We start from the raw sequence: 13,473 nt of genomic DNA on the forward strand, positions 1-13,473 counted from the left end.
ATGACAAATATTCCTGAACTGAAGCTTGGTATCATCTCCGTCAGCCGGAGCTGTTTCCCCATTGCTCTGTCTGAGCGCCGCCGCCACGCCATCGCTCAGGTCTACGGTGCGGGGCTCTATGAGTGCCCCGTGTGCGTGGAAACCGAAGCAGACGCGGCAAAGGCCGTGGAAGATGTGAAGATCCACGGCGTCAACGCCCTGTGCGTATTCCTGGGCAACTTCGGCCCCGAGACGCCCGAGACCATGATCGCCGATCTGTTTGGCGGCCCCCTGATGTACACCTCCGCCGCCGAGGGCGACGGGGACTTGCACGACGGGCGGGGCGACGCTTTCTGCGGGATGCTGAACGCCTCCTACAATCTGGGGCTTCGCGGCAGGCGAGTCTACATTCCCGACTACCCCTGCGGCACGGCGGAGGACGTGGCCACGCAGCTGCGGGAATTCGCCCCGGTGGCCACCGCGCTGATCGGTCTGAAGGGGCTGAAGATCTTTGCCTTCGGTCCCCGGCCAAATGATTTTCTGGCCTGCAATGCCCCCATCAAGGCGCTGTATGATCTGGGCGTCGCTGTGGAGGAGCACTCTGAGCTGGATTTGCTGGTGGCCTACAACCGGCACAAAGACGATCCCCGCATTCCGGACAAGATGAAGGAGATGGCTGGGGAGGCCGGCAACGGCGAGAGTAAATTCTCCGGCATCCTGCCCCGTCTGGCCCAGTATGAACTGACGCTGGAGGACTGGATACGGGACCATCTGGGTCTGAGTAAGTACGCGGCGTTTGCCAACAAGTGCTGGCCCGCGTTTCAGACGGAATTTGGCTTTGTCCCCTGCTATGTCAACTCCCGCCTCACCGGGCGGGGCATCCCCGTGTCCTGCGAGGTGGACATCTACGGCGCACTTTCCGAGTATATCGGCCTGTGTGTCTCCGGCGCACCGGTGACGCTGCTGGACATCAACAACTCCGTCCCCGCCTCCATGTATCAAAAAAGCATCGAGGGCAAGTATCCCGTGCGGCACAGGGAAACCTTCATGGGCTTCCACTGCGGCAACACCTGCTCCAGCCTTCTGCGCAACCCCCACATGGGTTATCAGCTCATCATGAAGCGGGATCTGGAGCCGGACCTTGACGAGCCGGACATCACCCGCGGCACCATGGAGGGCGACATCAAGGCGGGCGACATTACCTTCTACCGCCTCCAGTCCACCGCCGGAACTCAGCTGCGAGCCTATGTTGCACAGGGGCAGGTGCTGGATGTGGCCACAGAGTCCTTCGGCTCCATCGGCGTATTCGCCATCCCGGAGATGGACCGGTTCTACCGCCATGTGCTGATCGAAAAGCAGTTCCCTCACCACGGGGCCGTAGCTTTCGGTCATTACGGCAAGGCCATTTTCGAGGTATTCAAATATCTGGGCGTGACGGATACCGGCTATAATCACCCCGCCGCCCTTCCCTATCCCACTGAAAATCCTTTCGCATAATCGGGAGAAACGGCTATGAATGAACATGTGACTTCCTTCGGTGTCACCGCCTCCGGTGAGGAGGTACGGCAGATAACGCTGCACAGCGGTGCTTTTTCCTGCGGCATTCTGACTTACGGCGGAGCGGTGCGGTTTTTGACCGTTCCGGACAAACAGGGCCGTCTGGTGGATGTGGTGCTTGGCTTTGACACCATGGAGGACTATCTCAAGCAGAACAAGTACATCGGCGCGCTGGTGGGCCGCCACGCCAACCGAATCGGGGGCAGCGCTTTTACCCTGGATGGGAAGGCCTATCCCCTTCTCGCCAACGACGGCTCCAACCACCTCCACGGCGGCGGCGTGGGCTTTGACAAGCAGCTTTGGAAGCTGGAAGCCGCGTCCGACACGCAGGCGGTTTTGTCGCTCGTCAGCCCTGACATGCAGGAGGGCTATCCAGGCAAGCTGTCCGTTCAGGTGACTTACACGTTGGAAAATGCCGCACTCACCATCCGCTACATTGCGCGAACCGACCGGAAAACCGTCTGCAACCTGACGAATCACAGCTATTTTAACCTTGCGGGTCATGCCTCCGGGCCGATCCTCGATCAGGAGATCCAACTGTTCGCCAAGAATTACACGCCCGCTGACAACGCGTCTCTGCCTACGGGCACTCTGGCCCCCGTTGAAGGAACTCCTATGGACCTTCGGAAGCTGACCCCCGTCGGCGCCCACATCGACGATGAGTTTGACCAGCTCCGCTGGGCGGGCGGCTACGACCACAATTGGGTCGTGGACGGAGAAATGGGTGTTTTGCGCCCTGCGGCTCGTGCTGTTTGCCGGGAGACCGGCATCTCCATGGACGTGGAGACCACGCTTCCGGGTATTCAGTTCTACTCCGGCAACTATCTGGACGGCTGTCCCGCCGGAAAGGGCGGCGCACCCTATGCAAAGCGGTGGGCGCTGTGTCTGGAGACGCAGTTCTTCCCCAATGCCACCAACTGTCCCGCCTTCGCCCAGCCCGTGCTGGCTCCCGGCGAGACCTTTGACCACACCACGATCTATCGCTTCGCCACGGTCTGACGATGTGCAAACCTCAAAAGGGCCCGGCCTCCTAAGAGGCCGGGCCTTTTTTGCAGAAGCTGCTCACCGGGGCGCCATCAAATGATGGAGCGCGGTGTCCAGTCCGTCGATGGTCAGGGGGTACATGGGAATCTCCTTGCGGATCAGCCGGATGGTTTGGCTTCCCCAGGTATATTCCCATTGCTCCTGCGGAATGGGGTTCAGCCACGCCGTATGAACCGACTTCGCTGCAAAGCGTCGCAGCCAGGCCAGTCCCGGTTCGTCGTTGACCCGGTAATAGTCCAGACATCCGCCACGGCTCAAAAGCTCGCTGGGAGCCATGGCTCCATCTCCCACGAACAAAATCTTCCAGGAAGCGTTGAGTCCCTGAAGGACACTTTTCGTGTCCGCACTCTCCTGATGCCAGCACTCCGGGGTGGTAAACAGGTCATCGTAGACGCAGTTGTGAAAATAGAAGGCCTTGAGTTCCTTGAAATGGCTGGACTCATGGACCGCGTGAAACAGCCGTGAACACAGACGGGAGTAGGACCACATAGACCCTCCGGAATCAAACAGCACCAGCAGGCGCACGTCGCTTTTGCGGGCCCTGTCGAATTCCAGCTTCAAAAAACCGCCGTTGTCACAGGTGGCCTGGATCGTTTCGTCCAGCTGCAGCTCGTCCTTCGGCCCGTCACCTTTCACCGTCAGGTTCCGAAGCTTGCGAAACGCCATTTGAAACTGTCGCAGTTCCAACGCGGAATCCTGTCGGAAATCCCGGTAGTCCCGCTCTGCCGCCACCTGAACAGCACTTTTCTGCCGTCCGGGTCCTCCGATTCGGATGCCGGCAGGGTTATAGCCGCCGTGTCCAAACGGCGACGTACCGCCGGTACCCACCCACTTGCCGCCGCCGTCATGTCGCTCCGTCTGTTCGGCAAGGCGCTCCGCCAGCAACTTTTTCAGCTCCTCCAGATTAAGGCCCCCGCCGAACCGGGCGTCTACCTCATCCTTGTCAAATTCCCGCCGCGAAATCGCCTCGGCAAGCCAGTTCAAAAACTCCGCAGGCAGTTCACGGACGGACTCTACGTCGCGGAAATACTCCGCAAAGGCCAGATCGAAGCGGTCAAAATCCGCCTCGCTTTTGGCGAGGACACAGCGGGCCAGCTCGTAAAAATCCGTCAATTGGGAGCCGTGGAGTCCCAGCCTAAGCGCTTCCATCAAGGTCAGCCACTCGTTCAGGGACACGTCCAAACCGTACCGGCGCAGCGCGTAAAAAAATCCCGTGAACATCCGCTCACCGCCGCCGCTGCACGGCGTCCAAGTCCTCCGTCTTTTTCAGCAAGACGCCTGCAAAGGGCAGCGTGTCCCGCAGCAGCTTTGGGTCTACCCCGCCGATGCTGAGAGCCTGCACCCAGTCCAGCAGCTCGCTGGTGGATGGTTTTTTCTGCAAATCCCGGCCCCGCAGACGGTAAAATTGTTCCAAAGCCTGCTCCAGCAGAAGCTTATCCAGCTCCGGGTAATGGGCGCGGACGATCTGCTCCATCATGGATGCGTCCGGGAAAGCGATATAGTGGAAAATGCAGCGGCGCAAAAACGCGTCCGGCAGTTCCTTTTCCGCGTTGGAGGTGATGATGACGAAGGGGCGGTGCTTCGCCCGGACGGTCTCCTTCGTCTCCGGAATGTAGAACTCCATTCGGTCCAGCTCCCACAGGAGATCGTTTGGAAATTCCAGATCAGCCTTGTCGATTTCGTCAATCAGCAAAACCACCTGTTCTTCGGCCTGAAATGCCTCGCCCATCTTTCCAAGCTTGATATATTTTTTTATATCGTTGACGCCGGACTCACCGAACTGACTGTCATACAGCCGCGCCACGGTGTCGTAGACGTACAGGCCGTCCTGAGCCTCGGTCGTGGATTTGATATTCCAGACAATCAGCTTTAGATTCAGCGACTCAGCCGCCGCCTGAGCCAGCATTGTTTTTCCGGTACCGGGTTCGCCCTTGATGAGCAGGGGTTTCTGAAGCGCCCGGGCGATGTCCGCCACCCGCAGCAGCTCCAGCGAGGCGATATAGTCCTTTGTGCTTTTCAGTTCTTTCATAGTACCTCCATGGTCAAGATTCTTGCCAAAAGGGGCTGCTGCATCATTGCAGCAGCCCCTCTTCTCGGGTTTTTAACCGCTCGCCGGCATCTTCGGCTCAGCGGACTTTGCTTCGCATTTCTCCGTCTCTCTCCGACGCAAACCAGCAAAGCGTTTGCGGAGGAAATGGAGGAGCAAGGAAGCGAAGTGCAGTTTTCGCCCTCATGCGGAAACGAAACGCAGCGGACCTTACTCCGACGTCTTAGCCGAAGAGCTTCAGCAGGCAACCTGCGGCCACCGCAGAGCCAATCACGCCGGCCACATTGGGGCCCATGGCGTGCATCAGCAGGAAGTTGGAGGGATTGTACTTCTGGCCCACCACCTGAGAAACACGGGCGGCCATGGGGACGGCGGACACGCCGGCAGAGCCAATCAGCGGATTGATCTTGCCGCCGGAGAGAACGCACATCAGCTTGCCAAACAGCACGCCGCAGGCGGTGGCAAAGGCAAACGCCGTCAGGCCCAGGAAAATAATCTTTAGGGTATCCACCGACAGGAACCGGTCGTACACGGCAGTAGCGCCCACGGAGATGCCCAGGAAGGTAGTGACAATATTCATCAGAGCATTCTGGGCGGTGTCGCTGAGACGCTCGGTCACGCCGCACTCGCGGAACAGGTTGCCCAGCATCAGGCAGCCCAGCAGGGGCGCAACGGTGGGCAGCACCAGGCAGGTGACGATCGTAACCATGATCGGGAAGATGATCTTTTCAGCCTTGGAGACGGGACGCATGGTGTCCATCTTGACCTTCCGCTCTTTCTCGGTTGTCAGCAGCTTCATAATAGGCGGCTGAATGAGCGGGATCAGTGCCATGTAAGAGTAGGCCGCAATGGCAATGGGGCCCAGATATTCAGGGGCCAAAATTTTAGTCAGCCAGATGGCGGTGGGGCCGTCTGCGCCGCCGATGATGCCGATGGAGGCGGCCACCTTCGGAGGGAAGCCCATGGCGGTTGCCAGCAGCAGAGCCGCAAAGATGCCGCCCTGTGCCGCGGCGCCCATGAACAGGGACGACGGACGGGCGATCATGGGACCGAAGTCCGTCATCGCACCCACGCCAAGGAAGATCAGCGAGGGATAGAGACCCGTCTTGACGCCGATATATAGGATGTCAAGCAGGCCGCCGTCGTGCAGCACGTCCCCATAATTCACGCTTGTGCCCCAAAGTGCGGGATGGAAGATCTCAGCACCCGGCAGGTTTGTCAGCAGCATGCCGAAAGCAATGCCCACCAGCAGCAGGGGCTCAAACTGTTTTACGATGCCAAGATACAGCAGCACACAGGCCAGTGCAATCATGATGGCCTGACGAATGTCCGTCATCATGGCAAAGCCGGACGTGCCGGCGATGCCGCTGACGGTTCCTGTAATTAAATCCATTCGGAAATCTCCTTTTCGATCAACCGAGCTGAATCAGCTGTGCACCGGTATCGAACTGAGCGCCAACTGTGATGAATACGCCGGTAACGGTGCCCGCGCCGGGCGCCATAATCTCGTTTTCCATCTTCATAGCCTCAAAAGTCAGCAGCACCTGACCGGCGGTAACCGTGTCACCCTCCTTGACGGCAACGCTCATCACCTTGCCCGCCATAGGGGCGATAATCGTGTCGGCACCGGCAGGAGCAGCGGGAGCAGCGTGGGTGGGAGCTGCCGCAGGAGCGGGGGCAGCGGCGGGTGCGGCCACAGAGGTCACACTCTGAATGCGGGGGGCTGCGGCGGGAGCTGCGGCGCCATTCTCGGCGACCTGAACGTCATAGGTCTTTCCATTGACAGTAATTGTATAAGCTCTCATGTCGATTTCTCCTCTAATTTTATATAATTTAATTATGGCGAACCGGTCAGTCAGACTCAGTCCAGATCCTGCCGGTTACGAACAAAAGGATTGTCCCTCGTGCGCTCATACTCCGCGACGGCAGCGGAGAGAACGGCGATCAGCTCGCTGTCATCCTGCTTGGGCGCGGCTACGGGAGCTGCGGACGGTGCGGCGGGGGAAGCCGATGCTTTGCCTTTCCGTGTAGCAACCTTGCCAAATATAACCAGAATTACATAGAGAAGCAGCAAAACCGCAAACACCACCAGCATACTGGCAAGGCTGACGATGCCGGCTACTCCCATAGACATACTACCTTGGATCATACATTCACCTCAGAAGCAAACGCTTTCCTTTCTTACTTGTTCATCAGGTTGTCCCAGTCACGGATGATCCGCGGAGTGATCATGTGATGGAACGGGCAGATGGATTCGGGATTCTGATAGGTTGCACCGACGAACGCGCAGAGATAGCTGCGCAGCTTGGGCAGCTCCACGATCTCGTCCACCAGACCGGTTTTGGCGCAGGCGGCGGGACGTGACTTGTCGGAATACTCCTGAATCAGCTTGTTCATCTTGTCAATGGTGGGCTGAAGGTCCTTTTCCTCCTTCTTGTCCTTCACAAGACGGCGGGAATACATGGCGGCCGCGGCGGTCTCGCCGTGCATCACGTAGATCTCGGTGGCGGCGGTTCCGATGCTGAAGACGTTGCGCTCGGTACCCTGAGGCCCGCCCATGACATAGTGGGCGGCGGCGGTGCCCTTGCGCAGCGTAATCTCCATCTGGGGGACCTTTGCGTTCTGGATGGAGTAAATCAGGGACTGGCCCAGACCCAGCAGCTCGGCCTTCTCGGCGGGGTCACCCACATCGATGCCGGTGGTATCCTGAATCCACACGATGGGCAGACGGTCGCGGCCGCACATGGTAACAAACTCGCTCATCTTGATGAGGCCCTGACGGTACAGCTTGCCGCCCACGCCCACGGCGCCTGCGCCCCGGTACTCCGGATAGTTGGGCAGCAGACCCTGGTAGTTGGTGACCACGCCGGTCAGAAGGCCGTTCACACGAGCAATGCCGCAGACGATCTCGGGACCATAGCCCTTCTTGTACTCCATGAATTCGCTGTTGTCGAACAGGCACGCCAGCACTTCCCGGACGTCATAGGCGCGCTTCTGGTTGAACGGTACGCGGGTATAAAGCTCCTCGCCCTTGTGAGCGGGCTCCATAGGATCGGCCACGCGGAAGAAATTCTCATTGTAGCCGGGGATGGCATCCATATATTTCTGGATGGCGGCCAGAACGCCTTCTTCACCGGAGTAGACCTCACGGAAGAAACCGGTCTCGCCGAAGTGGATATGCACCGCGCCGGGAGGATCAATCTTTCCGGCTTTGGTGGTGGCATCGATCAGAGCCTCGGCGGCCTCTTGATCCACATAGCCCTTGGGGTTCATGCCGCCCACGATTCCAGCGCCGCCCACGGCCATGTTGGCCTTCTCGTGGGCGATCAGAATGGTGGGGCTGACAGCGTGATAGCCGCCGCCGGCAGGATTGGTTCCATAAATGCCCACCAGCACGGGAATTCCCATCTGCTCCAGCTCCGCGTGACGATAGAAGGGCGTACCGCCGGTGACGCGGCCCGCAAAAACCTTCTCCTGCTCGTCCAGCTTCACGCCGGAGCAGTTCAGCACATACACCAGTGGGATGCGCAGCATCTTGGCAATGTCGGTGGCGCGGGTCAGCTTCAGTGCCTGACCGGGGACCCACGCGCCCGCCAGCTTCTTGTTGTCGGACGCAATGATCATCGCCCACTTGTCGTGGATTTTGCCCATGCCGATCAGCACGCCGGTGGAACCGTCCTTGTTGTTGCCGGGGTTATACAGGCTGTCCAGCTGGCACCAGGTACCCTGGTCCACCAAAATTTCAAGCCGCTGCCGGGCGGTCATCTGTCCGGACTCGTTGAGGGACTCGTCGCTGCGGCCGGCACTGAGGGCAGCCTCAACCTCCGCGTTGTACGCAGTCTCGACATCTTGCAGGGACTTCGCGTTTTCCTCGTTCACCGCTTTCAGCGGCGTGCCCAACTGGGGCATGTTTTGGAAGTAAGAAGGCATGGAGTAGCCAAATGCGCTCATATCGTACCACCTTATCATGTATTTTAGCCGGGGAAGGGAAAGTGGGCCGGTCAACCGGCCAACCGACCGGCCCGCGGACAAACTGTTTTAGAGGGAGATCACGTCGGCAAACGCCTGAATGGCGGTGCGGGCCTGACCAAAGTCCCGCATCTGTTGATCTACACCCAGCTTGATGTGGGGAATCTTGGCGTCGTCCAACGCCTTTTTGAGGGAGGGATACTCCATTTCCTCGGGGTCGCAGAACTGCTGCATAAACAGCACCAGCCCCTTGGCTCCGCTGTCCTTTACAAGCTTTGCCACAAACTCGCCGCGGCGGTTCTCGCTGGAATGCTCATCGTACAGCAGCACATCGTAATCCTGATTGGCGAACTGCTGGGCCAGAGCCTCCATGGGGTCACCGGTTTCGGGAGCATCCACACGGAAAGCGCGGGACTCGTGGGCCACGTCGTCGGCGGCAATGGCCATGTTGTTTTCCTCGAAAATTTCCAAAAGCTTGGGGTTGTCGCAGATGATACCGGAGGTGACCACCTTGGTTCCCTTCCAGTCGCACACGGGCAGCGCGGCCAGCTCCGCGTTCAGCGCGGTCAGCTTCTCCGTGTATTCGCCCTTGGGCATGAACCATGCGGCCTTCAACACAGCGCTGCGCTTCGTGGGGGTAATCACATCGCAGTGGTCGCTGGCCAGCTTCACGAATTCGCGGCGGGCGGCGCGGCTCTTGTTATAGACCTTGATCGCCTCGGAAAGAGCCGCGTCGGTAATGCTGGCGCCGGCAATCTTCTCAAGCTCGGTCTTGATGTGGGCATACTGGTCGATGCAGAACTTCTTGCCGTAAGCGGGCTTGCGGTTCTGAGGATGGGCCAGGAAAATGCAGGGCAGCTTCTCGCTCATAGCTACGCGGATATTCTGGCTCATGGGGCGCAGCGTGTCGCAGATGGTGGGGGTAATCACGCCGTCCAGCAGATCCAGGGTTCCGTCCAGCAGCATCTCCAGATCAAGCTGTGCGATGGTGCAGTAGAACGTGGCGCAGTATTCCTTGGCGCGGGAGATGGTCTTGTCGTTGCTGCCCCACATGCCAAACGGCACCATTCCGGCGGCGGCCACCAGCTCCTCGGGTGCGTAATACGGCATCACGCCGATGCACTTTTTGCCCTCCGCCTTGAATTTCTTCAGCTGTGCCTTCGGGTCGGCCGCGACGGCGGCGAACTCCTTTACAATCGTTTCGATGCTCATGCCCGGGCCTCCTTCAGCTTTTTGTTCTCCTCCATAGCCTCTACCAGGCCCTGGACACGGGTCTCATACTGAGCCTCGTTGAAATTGCGGGGATCGGCCTGATCGCCGTCGAACCCGGCGCAGGGGACGCCCAGATCCTTGGTGAAGCGGCGCTGCATCTCGGCCATGTAACCGGACCAGGGCTTGCAGGAGCGGTTGTAGTGGACCAGCACGCCGTCCACCTTGTTGTCCCGGCAAATACCCTCGCGCCAGTCCACTCCCTGCTCAATGCAGACGCTGTTGGGGGCCTTGCAGTAGGCCCGGGCCATCTCATCCAGTCCGTCATACACAAAGCCAAACGCCGGAGCGTACACCACGGCGGTGACGTTGACACCGTTCGCCTTCAGGGGCTTGAAGAGGGTCTTCAGGTTAGGCCAGCAGGGAATGCCCTCAAACATGATGCGGTACTGCTCGGGGAACGGAGAGGTGGTGGTGCCGTTTTTCACGTGCTCCTCCAGCTCGCTTGCCAGCAGCTCAAACGCCTCGGCAGTCTCCACCTTGCCGCGGGCGGTCACCACGTCGGCCATGTGGTTGAACAGATCAAAGCCGCTCATGGGGGAGGGCTTATACTGCAAATAGTCGCACACCTTCAGCCAAGCCTTGGCGGTGCGGTTCGCATTGGCGCAGGCCTGCTCAAACTTCTTCTCGTCGAACTTCACGCCGGCAATCTTCTCCATCTGCTTGATGGCTTCGTCGAACTGGCCGCGGATGTACGCCACCTGAGAATCGCTGACGGTGACTTCATTGTTATACGGCACATCGATCATAATCAGGGGGATGTTGTGCATCCGGGCAATGTTCTCATACCACTTGGTCATGCAGTTGCAAATGTTATTGCAGCACAGCACAAAGTCCGGCGCGGGAACCCGGCGGGACTCGTTGGTCGTCTCAACGCCGGCGGCATATGCCAGAGAGATTCGGGCGTATCCGCAGATATCGGGATCAAAGCCCAAAGACTCGGCGGCCTCGCACAACCGCTGTCCGTCGTGCTGCGCGCCGATACCGGCGGCCTGGTTCTCCGGATATACGACGGCAAGGCCAAGCGCCTCGGCAATCTCGCAGGGGAACTTGGAAGACGACCAGCCCACGGGACGGCCCGCCTTCTTAGCATCCCACGCGGCGGCGTACACCTTGGTGACAACATCGCGCAGCGCCTGCGTGCCGGGGCTGACCGGCTTCGGAGCTTTCTTTACAGGAGCCGCTTCGGGTGCGGCCGCAGTGGCTTTTTCGTTTTCTGCCATGAAAATATCCTCCGTTCTTAAATAACTGTCCTCTATTTCGCCGTGTCCGAAAAAACGAACCGGCGCGTGGTTCCCCTTTCAGGGATCACTTGCAAATTATTTTGTCGCCTTTTGCCATGCGTACAGTGCCGCGCCAAGCGCGCCGTTGTACTGCGTCAGGGGCGAGGTATAAATGGGATGCTGAAGCGCATCCTGAAGCGCAGAGACCACGCCGCCGTTCTGGGCGACGCCGCCGGTCATTACCACCGCGTCCCTCACGCCGATGCGGTTGGCAAGGCCCACCACCCGGGAGGCCACAGACTTGTGAATGCCATGGATGATGTCGCGCTTGTCGCTGCCCTTGGCCAGCTGACTGATGACCTCGCTCTCGGCAAACACGGTACAGGTGGAGCTGATCTCCACGTTCTTGGTGGACTGGGCTCCCAAATCCGCCAGATCCTCCACCTTTACCTCCAGCACCCGGGCCATCACGTCCAGAAACCGGCCCGTTCCGGCGGCACACTTGTCATTCATGGCAAAATTCACCATAACACCGTTTTCGATCTCCAGAACCTTCACGTCCTGTCCGCCGATGTCGATGACGGTGTGAACGTCCGGGAACAGAAAAAATGCGCCCCTGGCATGGCAGCTCAGCTCGCTCATCTGGTGGTCTGCAATGTCATCCAGAGAATTGCGGCCATAGCCGGTAGCCAAAATGAACGCCATGTCCTCTTTCTTCATCCCGGCGGCCTCCAGCACCTCCGCAATGGCGCGGGTGGGTCCGCTGGTTCCCGCGCCCACATCCACCAGAGACTTGGCAACAATCTCACTGCCGTCTTTCAGAATAACGCACTTGGAGGCAGTAGATCCCACGTCGATGCCCATAGTATAAATTGTTTTCATACGGTACCTCCTAGCGGCGGTGGAGAACGCAACCCTTTTTTTCGTGGATCTTCTGAAAGGAGTTCGCTCAAAATCCGCCAAAGTCCTTTAAAATCACGTATTTCTTATTATTTACCAACCCTAGAATACCATACGGACATAAATTGTAAATACTGCCGCGCGTTAAAAAATTAGCACATCTTGCTTTTCGTTTCGTACTTTCTGATAATTTTACTGGGCAGGCAGTTGAAAATTCGACACATTGAAAGCCATTGGAAGTTGAAACAGTTTCTCTGCCTAAAAAAACCGGCCGTCTGCCGAAAGTGATTTCAGCAGATGGCCGGAGTGGGATCAGCACGGCTCGGGCACCGCGTTTCCCGGAATTGCCTCAGATCTTGTTGACAGGGCAGACAATAGGCCGTCCGTAGCAAACATTGACAAGATCCGTGGCGCAGGAGGTGCAGCAGTTAATAACAGATTCTTCCGTGGAGGCCGCGGTGTGCGGAGTCAGAATCACGTTGTCCATGTCCAGCATCTGACGGCTGTTCTCGCTGAGCGGCTCGGGCTCATACACGTCCAGGCCCGCGCCGAACAGAACGCCGGTCTTCAGGGCCTCGACCATCTCCTCTTCACGGATCAGGCCGCCGCGGGCTACGTTCAGGAAAATGGCGCGGGGCTTCATCATCTTGAACTGCTCCATGCCCACGGTGCGCTCCGTGGAGGGCATCAGCGGCAGGTGAATGGAGACGAAATCGGCGGTTTTCCAAATCTCATCGGTGTTGTCCTTCAACTCGATGGGAAGTCCTCCCAGCTGCTCCTTCGTCACATACGGGTCATAGCCGATGACCTTCATGCCAAGGCCATTGATGCACTTGGATGCAAACATCTTGGAAATTCGGCCGCAGCCCACCAGACCCAGAGTCTTTCCCTCCACCTCGGTGGTGTTTTCAAGCCCCATGCGAATATAAAAGTTGCCGCTGCGGAATTGCTTGTCGACATAGTTGAATCGGCGGGCTGTCATCATCATCAGCATCACGGCGTGTTCCGCCACAGCGTTGGCGTTTCCGGCGGGAGCGAAGACCACCTGAATCTTCTTGGCGGTAGCATGATCGATGTCGATGTTATCCAGACCCGCGCCCTGTTTGCCCACGCCCTTCAAATTACGGCATACATCCATCATGGCGGCGGTCACCGGCTCGGTGCGGCACATGATGACGTCGGGCTGATATTCCTTCAGCTCCCGGATATAAGTCTCTTCATCCAGAGCGGTGGCAACCTTGACTTCCACATCGTTGTTGTTGAAAATCTGGGTGGCGACGTCGCTGAGTTTGTTTGTATAATAGGCCTTGAATTTCATGACTTATGTTCCTCCACAAATCCGTTTTTGAGTGCGGCGGATGCCACGTGCCGCATGTCTTTTTTTATATTGTTTCATCATCATAACGCACTTTTTTTGATTTTGCAAGTATTCCTGCAAAATAATTTTAATAATTCATAATTTCCGTCATTTTTGCTCGGTTTCTT

General features: G+C 58.3%; 12 protein-coding genes. 2 read left to right on the plus strand and 10 right to left on the minus strand.

Annotated features, from left to right (window positions below; genetic code table 11):
- Together ABWQ15_RS02100 and ABWQ15_RS02105 are read left to right on the plus strand one after the other, a co-directional pair.
- Window positions 1–1,476 (plus strand): L-fucose/L-arabinose isomerase family protein, encoded by a 1,476-nt coding sequence (locus tag ABWQ15_RS02100; protein WP_353907168.1) that lies wholly within the window; start codon window positions 1–3, stop codon window positions 1,474–1,476.
- Window positions 1,477–1,491: 15 nt separating this feature from the next.
- Window positions 1,492–2,535 (plus strand): aldose epimerase family protein, encoded by a 1,044-nt coding sequence (locus ABWQ15_RS02105; RefSeq protein ID WP_353907169.1) that lies wholly within the window; start codon window positions 1,492–1,494, stop codon window positions 2,533–2,535.
- Between the two features lie 63 nt (window positions 2,536–2,598).
- On the opposite strand, the gene ABWQ15_RS02110 is transcribed toward ABWQ15_RS02105, so the two are convergent.
- The 10 genes from ABWQ15_RS02110 to ABWQ15_RS02155 all read right to left on the minus strand — a co-directional run bounded on the left by ABWQ15_RS02110 (window position 2,599) and on the right by ABWQ15_RS02155 (window position 13,306).
- Window positions 2,599–3,801, minus strand: a complete 1,203-nt coding sequence (locus ABWQ15_RS02110) for a vWA domain-containing protein (protein ID WP_353907170.1) — start codon at window positions 3,799–3,801, stop codon at window positions 2,599–2,601.
- A 4-nt stretch (window positions 3,802–3,805) separates the two neighbouring features.
- Window positions 3,806–4,609: an AAA family ATPase gene (locus tag ABWQ15_RS02115; RefSeq protein WP_353907171.1), complete on the minus strand. Its 804-nt coding sequence runs from the start codon at window positions 4,607–4,609 to the stop codon at window positions 3,806–3,808.
- 241 nt (window positions 4,610–4,850) lie between these two features.
- Window positions 4,851–6,020, minus strand: a complete 1,170-nt coding sequence (locus ABWQ15_RS02120) for a sodium ion-translocating decarboxylase subunit beta (protein WP_353907172.1) — start codon at window positions 6,018–6,020, stop codon at window positions 4,851–4,853.
- Between the two features lie 19 nt (window positions 6,021–6,039).
- Window positions 6,040–6,432, minus strand: coding sequence for a biotin/lipoyl-containing protein (locus ABWQ15_RS02125; protein WP_353907173.1), 393 nt, complete (start codon window positions 6,430–6,432; stop codon window positions 6,040–6,042).
- Window positions 6,433–6,488: 56 nt separating this feature from the next.
- Window positions 6,489–6,776 carry an OadG family transporter subunit gene (locus tag ABWQ15_RS02130; protein WP_353907174.1) on the minus strand — a complete coding sequence of 96 codons (288 nt, stop codon included), beginning with the start codon at window positions 6,774–6,776 and terminating at the stop codon, window positions 6,489–6,491.
- A 32-nt stretch (window positions 6,777–6,808) separates the two neighbouring features.
- The gene (locus ABWQ15_RS02135; protein WP_353907175.1) at window positions 6,809–8,578 is read right to left on the minus strand and encodes an acyl-CoA carboxylase subunit beta; all 1,770 of its coding nucleotides are present in this window, start codon (window positions 8,576–8,578) and stop codon (window positions 6,809–6,811) included.
- A gap of 87 nt (window positions 8,579–8,665) precedes the next feature.
- Entirely contained in the window at window positions 8,666–9,808 is a 1,143-nt protein-coding gene (hgdB, locus tag ABWQ15_RS02140) for a (R)-2-hydroxyglutaryl-CoA dehydratase subunit beta (protein WP_353907176.1), read from the minus strand.
- Window positions 9,805–11,088, minus strand: a complete 1,284-nt coding sequence (locus ABWQ15_RS02145; protein WP_353907177.1) for a 2-hydroxyacyl-CoA dehydratase subunit D — start codon at window positions 11,086–11,088, stop codon at window positions 9,805–9,807. The genes hgdB and ABWQ15_RS02145 overlap by 4 nt, the downstream gene beginning before the upstream one ends.
- A 96-nt stretch (window positions 11,089–11,184) precedes the next feature.
- Window positions 11,185–11,970: a (R)-2-hydroxyglutaryl-CoA dehydratase activase HgdC gene (hgdC, locus tag ABWQ15_RS02150; RefSeq protein ID WP_353907178.1), complete on the minus strand. Its 786-nt coding sequence runs from the start codon at window positions 11,968–11,970 to the stop codon at window positions 11,185–11,187.
- A gap of 367 nt (window positions 11,971–12,337) precedes the next feature.
- Entirely contained in the window at window positions 12,338–13,306 is a 969-nt protein-coding gene (locus ABWQ15_RS02155) for a hydroxyacid dehydrogenase (RefSeq protein ID WP_353907179.1), read from the minus strand.
- Window positions 13,307–13,473 lie beyond the last annotated feature (167 nt).

Origin of the sequence: Oscillibacter sp., assembly GCF_040505565.1 — a bacterium.
Lineage (GTDB): Bacteria > Bacillota > Clostridia > Oscillospirales > Oscillospiraceae > Oscillibacter.